Annotated in this window: 15 protein-coding genes; all 15 read left to right on the top strand. The window is 57.8% G+C overall.

Going from position 1 to position 17,004, the window contains the following annotated elements; genetic code table 11:
* Positions 1-38: 38 nt before the first annotated feature.
* Positions 39-947 (top strand): tRNA pseudouridine(38-40) synthase TruA, encoded by a 909-nt coding sequence (truA, locus tag WA411_RS06665; protein WP_291908818.1) that lies wholly within the window; start codon positions 39-41, stop codon positions 945-947.
* The gene (locus WA411_RS06660; RefSeq protein ID WP_291908820.1) at positions 944-1,573 is read left to right on the top strand and encodes a phosphoribosylanthranilate isomerase; all 630 of its coding nucleotides are present in this window, start codon (positions 944-946) and stop codon (positions 1,571-1,573) included. The genes truA and WA411_RS06660 overlap by 4 nt, the downstream gene beginning before the upstream one ends.
* On the top strand, positions 1,566-2,774 hold the full coding sequence (gene trpB, locus WA411_RS06655; RefSeq protein WP_370686078.1) for a tryptophan synthase subunit beta: 1,209 nt from the start codon (positions 1,566-1,568) through the stop codon (positions 2,772-2,774). The genes WA411_RS06660 and trpB overlap by 8 nt, the downstream gene beginning before the upstream one ends.
* A gap of 19 nt (positions 2,775-2,793) precedes the next feature.
* Complete coding sequence (gene trpA, locus WA411_RS06650) at positions 2,794-3,606, top strand: tryptophan synthase subunit alpha (RefSeq protein ID WP_069183540.1); 813 nt, start codon at positions 2,794-2,796, stop codon at positions 3,604-3,606.
* Between the two features lie 46 nt (positions 3,607-3,652).
* Positions 3,653-4,579 (top strand): acetyl-CoA carboxylase, carboxyltransferase subunit beta, encoded by a 927-nt coding sequence (gene accD / locus WA411_RS06645; RefSeq protein ID WP_069183541.1) that lies wholly within the window; start codon positions 3,653-3,655, stop codon positions 4,577-4,579.
* On the top strand, positions 4,563-5,870 hold the full coding sequence (gene folC / locus WA411_RS06640; protein ID WP_291908826.1) for a bifunctional tetrahydrofolate synthase/dihydrofolate synthase: 1,308 nt from the start codon (positions 4,563-4,565) through the stop codon (positions 5,868-5,870). Before accD ends, folC begins: the two co-directional genes overlap by 17 nt.
* Positions 5,871-6,013: 143 nt before the next feature.
* Positions 6,014-6,685, top strand: coding sequence for an SPOR domain-containing protein (locus tag WA411_RS06635; protein ID WP_209397220.1), 672 nt, complete (start codon positions 6,014-6,016; stop codon positions 6,683-6,685).
* A 91-nt stretch (positions 6,686-6,776) separates the two neighbouring features.
* Entirely contained in the window at positions 6,777-7,346 is a 570-nt protein-coding gene (locus tag WA411_RS06630; protein ID WP_291908834.1) for a CvpA family protein, read from the top strand.
* 34 nt (positions 7,347-7,380) lie between these two features.
* Positions 7,381-8,907, top strand: a complete 1,527-nt coding sequence (gene purF / locus WA411_RS06625; RefSeq protein WP_069183545.1) for an amidophosphoribosyltransferase — start codon at positions 7,381-7,383, stop codon at positions 8,905-8,907.
* Between the two features lie 27 nt (positions 8,908-8,934).
* Positions 8,935-10,176 carry an O-succinylhomoserine sulfhydrylase gene (locus tag WA411_RS06620; protein ID WP_069183546.1) on the top strand — a complete coding sequence of 414 codons (1,242 nt, stop codon included), beginning with the start codon at positions 8,935-8,937 and terminating at the stop codon, positions 10,174-10,176.
* 6 nt (positions 10,177-10,182) lie between these two features.
* Entirely contained in the window at positions 10,183-12,783 is a 2,601-nt protein-coding gene (locus WA411_RS06615; RefSeq protein ID WP_291908840.1) for a DNA translocase FtsK, read from the top strand.
* 12 nt (positions 12,784-12,795) lie between these two features.
* The gene (gene lolA / locus WA411_RS06610) at positions 12,796-13,443 is read left to right on the top strand and encodes an outer membrane lipoprotein chaperone LolA (protein ID WP_291908843.1); all 648 of its coding nucleotides are present in this window, start codon (positions 12,796-12,798) and stop codon (positions 13,441-13,443) included.
* Positions 13,443-14,780 (top strand): replication-associated recombination protein A, encoded by a 1,338-nt coding sequence (locus tag WA411_RS06605; protein ID WP_291908846.1) that lies wholly within the window; start codon positions 13,443-13,445, stop codon positions 14,778-14,780. The genes lolA and WA411_RS06605 overlap by 1 nt, the downstream gene beginning before the upstream one ends.
* Before the next feature lie 87 nt (positions 14,781-14,867).
* On the top strand, positions 14,868-16,142 hold the full coding sequence (gene serS, locus WA411_RS06600) for a serine--tRNA ligase (protein ID WP_291908849.1): 1,275 nt from the start codon (positions 14,868-14,870) through the stop codon (positions 16,140-16,142).
* Complete coding sequence (gene cobA / locus WA411_RS06595; protein WP_222464558.1) at positions 16,139-16,996, top strand: uroporphyrinogen-III C-methyltransferase; 858 nt, start codon at positions 16,139-16,141, stop codon at positions 16,994-16,996. Before serS ends, cobA begins: the two co-directional genes overlap by 4 nt.
* The last annotated feature ends 8 nt before the right edge of the window (positions 16,997-17,004 follow it).

Raw genomic sequence — 17,004 nt, 5'->3', positions numbered from 1 at the left:
GTTTTGTTTTTACAGCAACACTCTTTCCGGATTCACACTTGTTTCTCGAAACCCAGCAACTGACTACGGATAATGCCATCGGAGCAGGGCGTGTCGCCCTCGCATTTGAATATGATGGGCGAGGCTTTCATGGTTGGCAGTTGCAGAAATCCGGCGTCCGTTCGGTGGAAGCGGAGCTGACGAAGGCCGTAGCGAAGGTTGCCGATCATCCGGTCGAACTTGTGTGCGCGGGACGAACCGATGCCGGCGTCCATGCCAGCTATCAGATTGCCCATTTTGATACCCCGTCTGTGCGTAATCTCCGTTCCTGGGTTATGGGAATCAATACTGCATTACCCGAAGACATTTCTGTTCATTGGGCCGGAAATGGCATTGGCGATTTTCATGCGCGGTTTTCTGCCACCTATCGGCGTTACCGCTACATCATTTATAACCACCCCGTGCGCCCTGGAATTCAGAGAGGGCAGGTAAGCTGGACATTCCGTTCCCTCAACGCGGAGCGCATGCATGATGCGGCGCAGGTACTGGCCGGGGAACATGATTTCTCCTCCTTCCGGGCCGCCGGCTGCCAATCCCGAACGCCCATTCGGTTTCTTGAGCGAATTACGGTAACCCGGAAACAGGACTTTGTCGTAATAGACGTGCAGGCCAATGCCTTTTTGCACCACATGGTTCGGAACATTGCCGGTGCGCTCATGGCGGTTGGTTCGGGAAAAGAGCAGCCGGAATGGATTCATGAGATACTGGTTGCCCGGGACCGGACAGCTGCGGGTGTAACTGCGCCTCCCCATGGTTTGTATCTGGTCGATGTTGGCTATCCGGAAGAGCTCGGGATACCAGCAGCAGAATGTGGGCCGGGTTTCCTGCGGCCATGGTTCACCAAAGCCGAAAATAGCCCGGTCACACCAACGCACATCCATGTCAAACAGCGGGTTCCGAGCCAATGAGTACAAGGGTTAAGATTTGCGGCCTCACCCGTCCCGAGGATATTGATGGTGCTGTTCAATCCGGCGCCGACGCCCTGGGCCTGGTGTTCTATGAGCCCAGCCCCCGGTCCGTGACTGTGGAGCAGGCCGTGGAACTGGCAAAACGCGTTCCGGCGTTTGTGTCGGTCGTGGGGCTATTCGTAAACCCCAGCCAGCAGTTTGTCGAGAGTGTTCTGGAACAGGTGCCGCTAGACTTGCTGCAGTTCCATGGCGACGAAGAGGCCGGGTTTTGTGGCGGCTTTGGACGCCGTTGGATCAAGGCTATTCGGGTTCGTGAGGCCGGCCAGATAGAAGCCGCGTTTGACGAGTTCCGGAATGCTTCTGGTTTGCTGGTAGACGCCTGGGATCCTGACCGGTATGGCGGAACAGGAATGTCGTTCAACTGGGACCTGATTCCCGACCATCGGCCACTCCCGATCGTATTGGCCGGTGGGTTGTCATCTGATAACGTATCTGCCGCTGTAGAGCAGGTGAAACCCTGGGCTGTGGATGTCAGTGGCGGTGTTGAGCAGGGCAAAGGTATCAAGGACATCCAGAAAATTTCTCATTTCATTAAAGAGGTTCACCGTGTCTGTAAAACTGACTGAAGAAATGCTGAGCGCACTGCCGGACGCGCGGGGTCACTTCGGGGCCTTTGGTGGGCGATTTGTTTCCGAGACCCTGATGGATTCCCTGATGACCCTCGAGAAAGAATATGCCCGCCTGAAGAAGGATCCGGAATTCCAGGCGCGGTTCGACAAAGAGCTCGCCGATTATGTTGGTCGGCCAACGCCGCTGTATTTCGCCGAACGTCTTAGCCGTGAAACCGGTGGCGCCCAGATCTGGCTGAAGCGCGAAGATCTCTGTCACACGGGCGCTCACAAGGTGAACAACACCATCGGCCAGGCCCTGCTTGCAAGCTTTCTCGGCAAAAAGCGGATCATCGCTGAAACCGGCGCCGGCCAGCACGGTGTTGCCACTGCCACGGTCTGTGCTCGTCTGGGTCTGGAGTGTCATGTGTTTATGGGTGCGGAAGATGTCCAGCGCCAGTCCCTGAACGTGTTCCGTATGAAACTTCTGGGTGCAACCGTGCATGCCGTGGAAAGTGGCACCAAAACCCTGAAAGATGCCATGAACGACGCCATGCGTGATTGGGTGGCCAATGTGGACGATACCTTCTACATCATCGGCACCGTTGCAGGCCCGCATCCTTATCCTCTGCTGGTCCGGGATTTCCAGTCCGTGATCGGTCGTGAAACCCGCCGCCAGGCACTGGAGAAAACCGGGAAACTGCCGGACGCGCTGGTGGCCTGTGTGGGTGGTGGCTCGAACGCAATCGGGATGTTCTATCCGTTCCTCGCTGACGAGTCAGTCAAAATCTATGGTGTTGAAGCGGGTGGCCTTGGTATTGATACCGGCAAGCACGCAGCGCCCCTGTGCGCCGGTCGCCCGGGCGTGCTCCATGGCAACAGAACCTACCTGATGGAAGACGAGAACGGCCAGATTGCGGGCACGCATTCAGTGAGCGCCGGTCTCGACTATCCGGGTGTGGGGCCAGAGCACAGCTGGTTGAAGGATATCGGCAGGGCAAGCTATGTGTCAGTCACTGATGATGAAGCCATGGAGGGATTCCGGAAGCTGACCCGTGTGGAAGGCATCATGCCTGCTCTGGAAACGGCTCACGCTGTCGCATACGCCATCAAACTGGCTGCGACCATGGACAAAGACCAGACCGTCGTGATCAACGTTTCCGGCCGCGGAGACAAGGACATCAACACTGTTGCCAAGCTTGAAGGCATCGAGATCTGAAGAATTAACAGGAGCAGGCATGAGCCGAATTGAAGGGGTCCTCAAGGCCCTGAAAGGACAGGGTCGCAAGGCACTTATTCCCTACATTACCGCCGGTGACCCTCATCCCGATGTCACGGTTGATCTGATGCATACGCTGGTGAAAGCAGGTGCCGATATTATCGAGCTCGGTGTTCCTTTCTCCGACCCGATGGCGGACGGGCCGGTTATACAGCTGGCCTGCGAGCGGGCATTGGTTCATGGCACCTCCTTGCGACAGGTGATTGCCATGGTCAAGGAGTTTCGCAAGACGGATGATGCGACCCCGGTGGTTCTGATGGGTTACCTGAATCCGATGGAAGCCATGGGCTACGAGCAATTTGCCGACGCCGCCAAGGAGGCCGGCGTGGATGGGATCCTGACCGTGGACCTGCCGCCAGAGGAGGCTGACGAGGTTGCCCCGCTGTTTACCCAGCGAAATCTCGACGCCATCTTCTTGCTCGCACCGACCACGACCGATGACCGGATCCGTGCAATCAGTGAGCACTCATCCGGTTATGTGTACTATGTTTCTATCAAGGGTGTGACAGGTTCCGCCACCATCAACGTGGATGAGGTCGCTCAGAAAGTGAATCATATTCACGAGCTGACCGCGCTTCCCGTGGGTGTCGGCTTCGGCATTCGCGATGCGGAAACGGCTGCCGCCGTGGGTCGGGTATCCGATGGTGTAATTGTTGGCAGTGTCCTGGTCGATACAATAGCCAGAAATCAGGCAGATACCGACCAGCTCAAGCGGGCATTGACGGATCTGCTCCACCCGATGCGTGAAGCACTGGACAGTCTCGCCTCCTGATTAGAGAGGAGCGGGGCAAACAGGCGTCAAAGGACAGGATGAGACCATGAGTAACTGGCTGGACAAGATCATGCCGAGCAAGATTCGCTCGGAATCCAAGCAGAGAACCGGAGTGCCGGAGGGGCTGTGGAAGAAATGCCCCAAATGCGGCGCCTTTCTCTACAAGCCGGAACTTGAAAAAAACCTGGATGTTTGCCCCAAATGCAATCACCACCTGAGGGTGACGGCCCGCCGTCGTCTGGACGTTTTTCTTGATCCGGATGGTCGGGAAGAGATTGCTGCCCAGCTGGAGCCTTGGGATCGTCTGAAGTTCAAAGACAGCAAACGCTATAAGGATCGTCTGTCCCAGGCCCAGAAAGGTACCGGTGAGAAAGACGCTCTGGTGGCCATGAAAGGCACCACACTTGGCGTGCCTCTGGTTGCTTGCTCCTTTGAATTCGGTTTCCTGGGCGGCTCCATGGGCCAGGTTGTTGGTGAAAAATTCGTCCAGGCTGCCAATGTTGCCCTTGAAGAAAGAATTCCTCTGGTCTGTTTCTCCGCCAGTGGTGGTGCCCGGATGCAGGAAGCCATCCTGTCGCTGATGCAGATGTCGAAAACGGCGGCGGTCCTTGAGCGGATGAAACTGGAGGGGATCCCCTACATTTCGGTAATGACCGATCCCGTGTTCGGTGGCGTTTCCGCCAGTCTGGCCATGCTGGGTGATCTCAATATTGCCGAGCCGAATGCATTGATTGGTTTCGCCGGTCCGCGAGTCATCGAACAGACCGTGCGTGAAAAGCTGCCGGAAGGGTTCCAGCGCAGTGAGTTCCTGTTGGAGCATGGCGCGATCGACATGATTCTCCATCGTCACCAGATGCGTGAACGTATTGCCCACGTGCTGGCCAAGTTCACTGGCCAGGAACGTCCGGGAACCGAAGAGCCCATCGAGTTTGAAGTGACGGAAAAGCCTGAAACCGATGCCCCCGCCGAGTAACCCTTCTGCCCAGCCCCCGGCTTCACCGGGGGCTGGCGCCACTGTTGATCAGTGGCTTGCCTACCTCGAAGCGATACACCCAACAGAGATTGACCTCGGCCTGGATCGGGTGCTCGTGGTTATGCGCCGGCTTTTCCGGCGAAAGCCGCAAGCCCGGATCATCACGGTGGCCGGCACCAATGGCAAAGGCAGTGCTGTGGCCGCTACAGAAGCGCTTTTGCGCGCCGCCGGTCGTCGTGTCGGAGCCTATACCTCGCCTCACCTCCAGCGCTATAACGAACGGGTGCGCCTCAATGGTGACGATATCTCCGACGACGCACTGGTGCGGGCCTTTGAAGCGGTTGAAGCCGCCCGCGGCAGTGTGTCGCTGACTTATTTTGAATTCGGGACTCTTGCTGCGTTTGTGGCTTTTGCCGACTCAGGCCTGGACGACTGGGTCCTTGAAGTTGGCTTGGGCGGACGACTGGACGCAGTCAATGTTCTGGATGCAGATTTCGCCATACTGACATCGGTGGACATCGACCACGTGGCTTTTCTTGGCGATAACCGGGAAGTCATCGGTTTTGAGAAAGCAGGGGTGCTCCGACCGGGTATTCCGGCGGTCTATGCGGATACCGATCCGCCGCGGTCGGTGCTTCAGCAGGCGGCGGCTCAGAAGATCCGGTTAGCGATGTTGGGGCGGGACTATCAGTTAAGTTCAGAACCGCAGTCTGGTTCCGGTTTTCCTGAGGTGATTCTGGACTATGAAAACCAGCCGGTACGCCTGCCTGCAGGGCCCTTGCCGGTCAAAAGCATGGCAGCGGCCGTCGTTGCTGTGCGGCAGCTTGAGCCGGGTCTGTCGGTTTCCGCCATTGAGCAGGTGCTCGGAAGTCTGAGCGTTCCCGGCCGATTTGAGCGTTTGGGGTCTTCCCCGGATGTTTATCTGGATGTCGGGCATAATCCCCATGCCGCAGATTGGTTGGCCGGACAACTGAATAGCCTGAAGTCCTCTGGCCGGCGAGTCCATGCGGTCTACGGTGCCCTGGCGGACAAAGACGTGGAAGGTGTCGGAAAAGCAATGGCTGGTGTTGTTGATGCCTGGTATCTATCCAGTCTCAAGGTGCCGAGGGGGCTGTCTGCCCATGATTTGCAGGCACGGTTGGCCAAAGCCGGTATCGCTGATGCCTCGGCTTTCGAGTCCGTAGGTGAGGCCCTCGAGTCAGCTTTGTCAGCCTGCAGTCCCGAGGATATCGTGGTCGTTTTCGGCTCGTTCTTCACGGTCGCAGAGGGTCGGGAGATTCTCCTTCGCTGAAGAATCAGGCAGAAGCCGGGCGAAACCCCCTTAAACTTTGTCCATGGCAGCGGGTAGCACTTTGAGTTCCGGCTTTCGGGCAGTTAGTATCTGCGGATAGGTGCCTCTCGGGGCGCAGTCATAACAGTTGGGAGCCTTACGACGTGGATGGACTGAAACAGAGAATAATCGGGGCGCTGGTCCTTGTTTCCCTGGCGGTTATCTTTGTTCCCATGCTCTTCGATGAGCCTCATTCCGAGCGCACTTCCACCACCATAAAGATTCCAGAGGAACCGCCATTTCCCGAGGTTGAAGCACCTGAATCCGGGGTAGAACCCCCACCATCTTACGGCCTTGAAACCAGCGAAGGCGGTGTAACGATACCGGCTGTCGAGGAAGAAAGCGCCGATTCGCTGGGGTATCGGATCCTTGAGGAATCCCCGGGCGAGGAGACAGCCTCCGGGGATGCACCATCGTCCGAAAGCCCGCAGTCCCAAGCCAGCACGTCTCAGGAACCGTCAAGCGCTTCCGCCGAGACCGACAATCAAGCCTCGGAGAGCTCTGCCACGGAAACCGCTGAGTACGAACGATCCCTGGAAGGCGCCTGGGTGGTTCAATTGGGAAGCTTCGGCAATTCCGATAATGCCCGCCGGCTCAGAGACCAGGTGCGAGAAAAAGGCTATGGCTCCCACCTGCAGGAAGTTGTTCGGGGCGATACCACGTTAACCCGGGTATTCAGTGGTCCCTTCGCATCCAAATCCGAAGCTGAATCTGCCAAGAGGGCTCTGGATGATGCCTTTGGGCTCAATAGCCTGGTCACCTCCGGCGAAAAATAACGCTCGGGGTCCGGTTAATGTGTGTCTAGCGGTTTGGCGAGCAGGGGTTTCCTGATAGAATTCGCGCTTCCTTTTCTCCACCGGGTTTTCAATGGAAGCGCTGATCTGGATTGACTGGGTCATTATCGCCCTCATTACAGTTTCCACTCTCATCAGTCTGAAACGGGGCTTTGTTCGGGAAGCGCTGTCGCTGGTGACCTGGGTGGGCGCGTTTATCCTGGCCAGAACCTTCCACCCCCAGATGCAGTCTCTGCTGGAAAGTACGGTTGAAACGCCACTTGTCCGGCTGATCGCTGCCTTTGCCATACTCTTTTTTGGAACCCTTATTGTTGGCGCCATCATCAATAACATGACTGGCCATCTGATCAGGGCCACTGGGCTGTCGGCCACTGACCGGGTACTCGGTATGGGGTTTGGACTTCTGCGCGGTGTGGTGGTGGTGATTGTGGCCATTGCGTTTACGCGGTATACGCCGCTGGCACAGGACACCTGGTGGCGAACCTCAATTATCATTGATCGCCTGGCCGTGGTGGAAGATTGGTCCAGACGGACCCTGGGCGATGAATTTGCACGCTTTCTGGGGCCTGCACCGGAAAACGCGCTAAAACCGGAACCCGTTACAGAGCAGGAAGGCGTGGAACCTGCGTCCGCGTCCCGCTAACATTCAGTTTTAACACTCGGAGATACCTTTATCCATGTGTGGCATTGTCGGCATCGTCAGTACTTCCAACGTCAATCAGTCGCTCTATGATGCGCTGACTGTACTTCAGCACCGGGGCCAGGACGCGGCGGGCATTGTGACATTTCAGGATGATCGGTTTTTCCTGCGCAAGGATAATGGCCTAGTGCGGGATGTATTCCATACCCGGCACATGCGCCGGCTGGTGGGTAACGTGGGCATCGGCCACGTGCGCTATCCGACAGCGGGCAGTTCCAGTTCCGCTGAAGCCCAGCCGTTTTACGTAAACAGTCCCTACGGCATTACCCTGGCCCACAACGGCAACCTGACTAACGCGGATGATCTGAGCAAGGACCTGTTCCGGACCGATCTGCGGCACATCAACACCAACTCCGATTCGGAAGTTCTGCTGAATGTGTTTGCCCACGAGCTGCAGAAGCTCGGCAAGCTCGACCCGACCAAGGACGAGATTTTCTCCGCAGTGAGAGCCGTTCACAAACGCTGCCGGGGTGCCTACGCCGTGATTGCCATGATCACCGGTTACGGCATTGTGGGCTTCCGTGATCCGAACGGCATACGTCCTGCCTGTTACGGCGAGCGCACGTCCGAAGATGGCCGCAAGGAATACATGATTGCCTCGGAAAGCGTTGCCCTCAATGCGGCAGGTTACACACTGGTGCGGGACATTGCGCCGGGTGAGGCGGTCTACATTGAAACCGACGGCACGCTATATACCCAGCAATGCGCCGAGCAGCCCCACCTGTACCCGTGCATTTTCGAACATGTGTATTTTGCCCGCCCGGACTCCATTATCGACAAGGTGTCGGTTTACAAAGCCCGTCTGCGCATGGGCGAGACCCTGGCCGAGAAGGTGCTTCGCGAGACGCCGGACCACGACATCGACGTGGTGATGCCCATACCTGATACCAGTCGCACCTCAGCCATGCAGATGGCCCACCGTCTGGGCGTGAAATTCCGGGAAGGCTTCATCAAGAATCGCTATATCGGGCGGACGTTTATCATGCCTGGCCAGAAAATGCGTAAGAAATCGGTGCGCCAGAAGCTGAACCCGATCGATCTGGAGTTCCGTGGCAAGAATGTCATGTTGGTGGACGATTCCATCGTGCGTGGCACCACCTGCAAGGAAATCGTGCAGATGGCCCGCGATGCCGGTGCTCGCAAGGTCTATTTTGCCTCTGCGGCACCCCCCGTTCGCTACCCGAACGTCTACGGGATCGATATGCCTTCGGCCAGTGAACTGATCGCCCACGACCGCACCGTTGAGGAAATCCGTGAACTGATCGGGGCCGACTGGCTGCTCTATCAGGATCTGGAGGATCTGGTAACCTGTGTCAGTGATGTCAATGACGACATCGAAGGCTGGGAATGTTCCGTGTTTACCGGCAACTACGTAACCGGCGATGTTGATGCAGCGTATCTGAACCGTCTGGAAGAACTGCGTAACGATGACAAACGTTTCAAGAGCGCCGGCGCCACATCTGGCGATAACGGTATTATCGATCTGTACAATGACGAAGACTGAAAGAGCCGTAGCAGGCAGGAGTAGTTGATGACCTTTCGCCGTGAAGAGACTGTCTGGATTCCCGAGTCGGACCTTGATGGTATGTCGGTGGACACACTGGCAGTGAGGGCAGGGCAGATCCGCACCGGGCAGCTCGAGCACAGCGATGCCATTTTCCCTACGTCCAGCTTCGTCTATGGCAGTGCCGCGCAGGCAGCGGCGCGATTTGGCGGTGATGAGCCGGGCAACATCTATTCCCGATTTACCAATCCGACGGTCCAGGCTTTCGAAGGCCGGATTGCCGCCATGGAAGGTGGAGAGCGGGCAGTTGCTACCGCCTCCGGTATGGCCGCGATCCTGAGCACCTGCATGGCGCTGCTGCAGAGCGGCGACCATGTAATCTGCTCCCGGGGTGTATTCGGCACCACCAACGTGCTGTTCCAGAAATACATGGCCCGTTTCGGAGTCCAAACCACGTTTGTCAGTCTGACGGACATGGAAGAGTGGCGGGCGTCGGTGCGCCCCGAAACCCGGATGCTGTTCATTGAAACGCCATCCAATCCCCTGTGCGAAGTTGCAGATATGGCGGCCCTCGGGCAGCTGGCCCGGGATAACGATGCGCTTTTCGTGGTGGATAACTGTTTCTGTACGCCTGTGCTTCAACGTCCGCTGGAGCAGGGTGCGGATATCGTGATCCACTCGGCCACCAAATACCTCGATGGCCAGGGCCGCTGTGTCGGCGGTGTTGTGGTCGGGTCCGAGAAGATGATGGAAGAGATCTATGGCTTCCTTCGGTCTGCTGGTCCCACCATGAGTCCCTTTAACGCCTGGGTGTTCCAGAAGGGTCTGGAAACCTTACCAATTCGTATGCGCGCCCACTGTGACAATGCGTTAGAGTTGGCGCTGTGGCTGGAGCAACAACCGGCGGTTGAACGTGTGTTCTACGCCGGTCTGCAGAGCCATCCCCAACATGAGCTGGCGAAAAAGCAGCAAACCGGGTTTGGCGGCGTGCTGTCATTCCAGCTCAAGGGCGCGAGGGAGGAGGCTTGGGCCTTCATTGATGGCACCCGAATGATTTCCATCACAGCAAACCTGGGTGACGTCAAGACCACGATCACGCACCCGGCTACGACCACTCACGGGCGCTTATCGCCGGAGGACAAGGCGCGGGCCGGGATTACGGAAAACCTGATCCGGATTTCCGTGGGCATCGAAGCTGTCGAAGACCTGAAAACCGATCTGGAGAGGGGCTTCCAGGCGCTTCGAAACGCAAGCACCGATAACGTCTGAGCATTCATGGCCGAATCTGCAAAAGCGAAGAAAGCACCACAGGAGCTGACAGAGAAGCAGCTGCGCTTTCGCCGCCTGGCTGCCCAGGGCGCCCGGGAAGGCGCCGTTATTGCTCTGATAGCGCTCTGTATTTATCTTTCCATGGCGCTGGTGACCTTCAGTCCCTCAGATCCCGGCTGGGCCAGCATTGGTCATGACACCAGCGTCCAGAACTATGCCGGACGTACCGGCGCCTGGCTCGCCAGCCTTTTCATGGATTTCTTCGGCCACGTCGCCTATCTGTTTCCGGTGATGATCGCCGGCTACGCGCTGATGCTTATCCGGCGGCGCAACGATTCCCTGGACTTGCACTGGCCGCTGTTCATGATGCGGTTCGGTGGCTTCCTGTTGATCCTTCTTTCGGCAACCAGCCTGTTGTCGCTCTATTCCGTATTTGGTCTCGGGGCTTCCTCGGGCGGCGTGCTTGGTACGGCTGTAGCTGATGCCATGGTTCGGTTTTTCAACCTGCCGGCAACAACGCTTTTGCTGATCGCCATCTTTCTGTTCGCACTGACCGTTACAACCGGTTTGTCGTGGTTCTGGCTGATGGATCAAGTCGGTGGTCTGACCCTTCGGACAGGGCTGGCGATCAGCAGTCTGTTCAAGGGCAAGCCGAAGCCGGAAAAACCGAAACAATCGGAAAAACCAGAGGCCAAGGTCGAGCCAAGAGCAGAGCCCCCAGTGGTCAAGGATCGTGTGCCAGCTGTCGATAGCGCATTGAAAAGCCCAGGTCCCGACAAGCCTCGCTGGTGGCATCGGATCCCCGGCTTCGGTCCGAAGAAGCCCAAGGCGCTGAAGGTTGCTTCAAAGCCCGAAACCGCTCGAAAGGAACCGGGACTGGATGGCCTCTCGGCCGAAGTTGATCCGGAACCGGCGCGGCTTGAAAGTTTCAGCTCACGGGACGAAGCGCCTGTGGCTAAAGGTAAGCCTGCCAAACCTGAGGAATCCCCTCAGCCTACGGGGCGCTCGGTGAAGATCTCGCCTTTCAAGAAAGACGAACAGCCGTCACAGTCGAAAGACAAGGGGAACAAGCAGCCTTCGTTGCTGGAAGACATAGAAAGCCCGATCCCGCCGATTTCCCTGCTGGACCCGCCGGAGGAGCATAAGGAAAAAGGCTACTCGGAAGAATCGCTGGAGCACATGTCCCGGTTGCTGGAAGAAAAGCTGGGTGATTTCGGGGTATCCGTGGAAGTGGTCGAAGTCAATCCGGGCCCGGTCATCACCCGGTTCGAGATCAAGCCGGCCCCGGGCGTGAAGGTCAGCAAGATTTCCAACCTCGCCAAAGATCTGGCCCGTTCCCTGGCGGTACTGAGTGTTCGGGTTGTCGAGGTGATTCCCGGCAAGTCTGTTGTTGGTATCGAGATTCCGAATGAAGAACGAGAAATGGTCCGCCTGAGCGAAGTGCTTGGTGCCCGGGTATTCCAGGAATCCAGCTCCCCTCTGACCCTGGCGCTGGGTAATGACATCGGTGGTAACCCGATGGTGGCCAACCTCGCCAAAATGCCGCACCTCCTCGTGGCGGGTACCACCGGTTCCGGTAAGTCCGTTGGCGTCAATGCCATGCTGCTCAGCATGCTGCTGAAGGCAGGGCCGGAAGATGTCCGCTTCATCATGGTGGATCCGAAGATGCTCGAATTGAGCATCTACGATGGCATTCCACATTTGCTGGCGCCGGTGGTCACCGACATGAAAGAGGCGGCCAACGCCCTGCGCTGGTGTGTGGCTGAAATGGAGCGCCGGTACAAGTTAATGGCCAGCCTCGGTGTCCGGAATCTGGCCGGTTACAACCGGAAGATCAAAGACGCCGTGGCCGCCGGTGAACCGCTTCTGGATCCTTTCTGGAAGCCGGACGAGTATCTCGCCAATGATGAACAGGAACGTCCCGAGCTGGACACCCTGCCATTCATCGTGGTCGTGATCGACGAGTTTGCCGACATGATGATGATCGTTGGCAAAAAGGTTGAAGAGCTGATTGCCCGCATTGCACAGAAGGCAAGGGCGGCAGGTATTCACCTGATCCTCGCTACCCAGAGGCCATCGGTTGATGTGATAACCGGTCTGATCAAGGCCAACATTCCCACCCGAATGTCTTTCCAGGTGTCGTCCAAGATTGATTCGCGGACGGTACTGGATCAGGGTGGCGCTGAGCAGCTACTGGGGCATGGCGACATGCTCTATCTGCCACCGGGGTCGGGCCTGCCGGTTCGGGTGCATGGAGCCTTTGTGGACGACGATGAGGTTCACCGCGTTGTCAGTGCCTGGAAAGCACGTGGCGAACCGGTCTACGTGGACGATGTCCTCAACGGAGCTGAAGGCGAGAGTCTGCCCGGGGTACCCAACCTGTCAGAAGGCGGTGGAGACAGCGAAGGCGATGCGCTCTACGACGAGGCGGTTGCGTTCGTGACTGAAGGGCGCCGCGTTTCAATTTCCTCGGTGCAGCGAAAATTCAAGATCGGCTACAACCGGGCGGCAAACCTGGTTGATGCCATGGAAGCATCCGGCGTGGTAAGCGCCGCAGGCCATAACGGTGCCCGTGAAGTGCTGGCGCCGCCGCCACCCAGAGATTAGGAGTAACGAGCCATGGCACAGTCTTTTCTGAAATACCTGCTAGTAATGGCAGCGACGGTGTTTTTCTTCAGCCCTGCGACTGCCAGTGAGGGCAAAGAGGGAGCCGACGAACTGGCTTCGTTACTGAAGAGCTATGAATCCTATCAGGCGGATTTCATTCAGATTGTTGTCAACGAGAATGGCAACAAGGTCCAGGAAACCCGTGGTTCGTTGAAAGCAAAACGCCCGGGACTGTTCTACTGGGAAACCAGCGCGCCCCTCTCGCAGTTTATTGTGAGCGATGGCGAAACCGTGGAGGTCTACGATCCTGATCTGGAGCAGGTTACGATTCATAAGCTCGATGACCGGGTGCAATCTACCCCGGCACTGCTGCTCAGCGGTGAAGTGGATAATCTGGAGGAAACCTACAAGGTCTCCGGGCGCCAGATCGGTGACAACACGCGCGAATTCACCCTGGAGCCAAGGAGTCCTGATTCCCTTTTCACGTCACTCCGGTTGACCTTCTACAAGGGCGAGCTTCAGGAGATGCGCATGCAGGATTCCCTTGCCCAGTTGAGTGTTCTGAGTTTTGACCGGATCAGGCTCAATGAACCGGTGGAAGCCGGTGCCTTCACCCTCGACTACCCGGAGGGTGTGGATATTATCCGGGACGGGGCCTGATGCAGGATAGCCTGTTCGCGGAATCCGCCGGTTTCCGGCCTTTGGCCGCAAAAATGCGGCCTGCAACACTGGATGACTACGTGGGCCAGGCCCACCTGGTCGGCCCCGGAAAACCTCTTCGACGTGCGGTGGAGCAGGGCCAGCTTCATTCCATGATTCTCTGGGGACCTCCCGGAGTCGGTAAGACCACTTTTGCCCAGCTTTTGGCGAACGTCAGCGATCTTAGCTTCGAGACGGTGTCTGCCGTTTTGAGCGGTGTGAAAGAGATTCGGGCTGTAGTAGAGCGGGCGCGCAATCGGAAGCAGTCCCAGGGGCGGGACACGCTCCTGTTTGTCGATGAAGTGCATCGCTTCAATAAGAGCCAGCAGGACGCGTTTCTCCCCCACATTGAAGACGGTACCTTTATCTTCGTGGGTGCGACTACCGAAAATCCTTCCTTTGAGCTTAACAGCGCCCTGCTGTCCCGTACCCGGGTCTACGTGCTCAAGAACCTTGAGGAAGAGGACATTCTTCAATTGTTACGGCGTGCGCTGGCAGCGGACGAGGGCTTCGCAGGCCGCCTGCTGGTTGATGAGGACGTGCTGACCCTGATGGCGGCAGCGTCCGGCGGCGATGCCCGCCGCGCCCTGAATATCCTGGAGGTGGCGGCCGATCTGGCCGAGCCGGACGGCTCTGGAAAGGACCGGGTTACGGCTGATCAGCTCGAACAGGTAATGCAGACAAGCCTGCGTCGATTCGACAAGGGTGGAGATGTGTTTTACGACCAGATCTCTGCACTGCATAAATCCGTTCGCGGTTCCGATCCGGACGGTTCACTGTACTGGCTGTGCCGGATGCTGGATGGCGGCTGCGATCCGCTCTATGTTGCACGGCGTCTGGTGCGCATTGCCAGCGAAGACATTGGTAACGCTGACCCTCGTGCCCTGCAGCTTAGCATGGATGCCTGGGATGCCCAGGAACGGCTGGGGACACCGGAAGGGGAATTGGCCCTGGCCCAGGCGGTGACGTATCTGGCGCTGGCACCCAAAAGTAATGCGGTTTATAACGCCTTTAATCAATGCATGGCGGATATCCGCAAGGACCCGGACTACGAAGTGCCAGTTCACCTCCGAAATGCCCCTACCAAACTGATGAAAAGCATGGGCCACGGCGATACCTACAGGTACGCTCATGATGAGCCCGAGGCCTTCGCCGCCGGCGAGTCCTACCTGCCCGAGGCCATTCATCAACGCCGCTACTATGAGCCCGTCAATCGAGGGCTCGAGATAAAACTGGCTGAAAAGCGCCAGCGTCTTGATACCCGCAACGCCGAAAGCCCCCGAAAACGCTACAACTGAGCCTTTTGCTGCGGTAGCCACGAGCGCCAGTGCAGGTATAATGGCCAGTCTCTCAAACCATCGCTAACCGGAAGATTCAGGATAATCATGCTCGATCCCAAACGTGTCCGCACCCAGACAGAAGAGATCGCCCGTCGGCTGGCCATCAAGAATTTCGAATTCGATACCGCCACCTTCGAGCAGCTTGAGGAACGCCGTCGTGCACTCCAGGTAAGCACGGAAACCCTTCAGAGCGAGCAGAACAAGCGGTCCAAGTCGATCGGGAAGGCCAAAGCGGCCGGCGAGGATATCCAGCCGCTGCTGGACGAGGTGGAAGACCTCAAGAAGCAGAGGTCTGAAGCCGAAGACGAGCTCCGCGCCCTTCAGGAAGAGCTCAACGCGTTTCTGGCCGGTATCCCGAATCTTCCGGATGAAGATGTACCGGCGGGTGACAGTGAAGACGATAACGTAGAGATTCGCACCTGGGGCACCCCAAAGGCCTTCGATTTCGAGCCCAAAGACCACGTTGCCCTGGGCGAGGGGCTGAAAGGCCTGGATTTCGAGACCGCCACCCGGCTGGCCCATTCTCGCTTCGCCGTCATGCGAGGCCCCGTTGCAAGGCTTCATCGGGCCCTGGCCCAGTTCATGCTGGATCTGCATACCCGCGAGCATGGCTACCTGGAGACTTACGTACCTTACCTGGTGAACGCAGACAGTCTGTACGGAACCGGCCAGTTGCCCAAGTTTGAGGAAGACCTGTTCAAGACTGAGGGCGAGCATCCGTTGTACCTGATTCCCACCGCAGAAGTGCCTGCCACCAATCTGGTGTCGGACTCCATACTGGATGCCGCTGAGCTACCGTTGCAGATGGTCTGCCACACTCCCTGTTTCCGCAGCGAAGCAGGCTCTTACGGCCGGGATACCCGGGGCATGATCCGTCAGCATCAGTTTGACAAGGTAGAGCTCGTGCAGGTGGTTCGCCCCGGCGATTCAGACGCCGCGCTGGAAGCTCTGACTGGTCATGCCGAAAAGGTGCTTCAGTTGCTGGAGTTGCCGTACCGGGTGGTTGCGCTTTGCGGTGGCGACATGGGTTTTTCCGCGGCCAAGACCTACGACCTGGAGGTCTGGCTGCCAGGGCAGGACAAATTCCGTGAGATTTCCTCCTGCTCCAATACCCGCGATTTCCAGGCACGCCGCATGCATGCCCGTTGGCGTAACCCGGAAACCGGAAAGCCCGAACCTGTCCACACCCTGAACGGATCGGGTCTTGCCGTTGGCCGTGCACTGATTGCGGTCATGGAGAACTACCAGCAGGCAGACGGCAGCATTGTGGTTCCGGAGGTTCTCAGGCCGTATATGGGAGGCGTTGAAAAAATCCAATGAGTGATCAGCCAGATAGCGCACCAGGGAAGGGCGTTGGTGCAACCCCTGCACCAGTAAGGTACAGGGTCAATCCGGTAACCTCGAACCCCAACAGCTCAGCGGGTGAGGTGGCTCTTGTCGGGGCCGGCCCCGGGGACCCTGAACTGCTGACACTCAAAGCCTGGCGGCTGATCACCGCCGCGGAAGTAGTACTTTACGATCGTCTCGTGTCACCGGAAATCCTGGCCATGATCCCGGAAACTGCCGAGATGATTCATGTTGGCAAGCAGCGGGCCAACCACACCTTGCCCCAGGATCAGATCAATCAGCGGCTGGTGGATCTGGCCAGGCAGGGACGAAAAGTGGTTCGTCTCAAGGGCGGAGACCCGTTTATATTTGGTCGGGGTGGTGAAGAGATTGAAACCCTTGCCGACGCCGGTGTCCGGTTCCAGGTAGTGCCGGGTATCACCGCCGCTTCCGGCTGCGCGGCCTACGCTGGCATTCCTCTGACCCACCGGGATTACGCCCAGTCGGTTCGGTTCGTGACCGGCCATCTCAAGAACGATACCTGTGATCTACCCTGGAAGGACTTTGTCCAGAACAACCAGACCCTGGTGTTCTACATGGGGCTGGTGGGCCTGCCCATCATTTGCCGGCAGCTGGTCGCCCACGGAATGTCGCAGGATATGCCCGTGGCGTTGGTCTCGAAGGGTACAACGAGGGATCAGCGCGTGGTGACAGGGAATCTGTGCAATATCGTCGAACGGGTAGGGGCTGAAGCCGTTCAGCCGCCAACGCTGGTGATTATCGGCCACGTGGTGGCGCTGAGAGAAAGGCTCGACTGGGTAGGTGGGGTTATGAAAACGGGGAGCTGAGCTCCCCG

The sequence above is a fragment of the Marinobacter sp. CH_CUG1437-1 genome, from assembly GCF_037029655.1.
Classification (GTDB): domain Bacteria; phylum Pseudomonadota; class Gammaproteobacteria; order Pseudomonadales; family Oleiphilaceae; genus Marinobacter; species Marinobacter salsuginis.
The sequence above is the reverse complement of the archived record's forward strand: the minus strand, read 5'-3'. Positions and strand labels throughout refer to the sequence as shown.

Coding starts and splice junctions, on each gene's coding strand:
- WA411_RS06620 (WP_069183546.1), top strand. CDS start 8,935: ATGACCTTTCGCCGTGAAGAGACTGTCTGGATTCCCGAGTCGGACCTT.
- WA411_RS06605 (WP_291908846.1), top strand. CDS start 13,443: ATGCAGGATAGCCTGTTCGCGGAATCCGCCGGTTTCCGGCCTTTGGCC.
- lolA (WP_291908843.1), top strand. CDS start 12,796: ATGGCACAGTCTTTTCTGAAATACCTGCTAGTAATGGCAGCGACGGTG.
- WA411_RS06630 (WP_291908834.1), top strand. CDS start 6,777: ATGGAAGCGCTGATCTGGATTGACTGGGTCATTATCGCCCTCATTACA.
- WA411_RS06660 (WP_291908820.1), top strand. CDS start 944: ATGAGTACAAGGGTTAAGATTTGCGGCCTCACCCGTCCCGAGGATATT.
- folC (WP_291908826.1), top strand. CDS start 4,563: ATGCCCCCGCCGAGTAACCCTTCTGCCCAGCCCCCGGCTTCACCGGGG.
- cobA (WP_222464558.1), top strand. CDS start 16,139: ATGAGTGATCAGCCAGATAGCGCACCAGGGAAGGGCGTTGGTGCAACC.
- purF (WP_069183545.1), top strand. CDS start 7,381: ATGTGTGGCATTGTCGGCATCGTCAGTACTTCCAACGTCAATCAGTCG.
- trpA (WP_069183540.1), top strand. CDS start 2,794: ATGAGCCGAATTGAAGGGGTCCTCAAGGCCCTGAAAGGACAGGGTCGC.
- WA411_RS06615 (WP_291908840.1), top strand. CDS start 10,183: ATGGCCGAATCTGCAAAAGCGAAGAAAGCACCACAGGAGCTGACAGAG.
- serS (WP_291908849.1), top strand. CDS start 14,868: ATGCTCGATCCCAAACGTGTCCGCACCCAGACAGAAGAGATCGCCCGT.
- accD (WP_069183541.1), top strand. CDS start 3,653: ATGAGTAACTGGCTGGACAAGATCATGCCGAGCAAGATTCGCTCGGAA.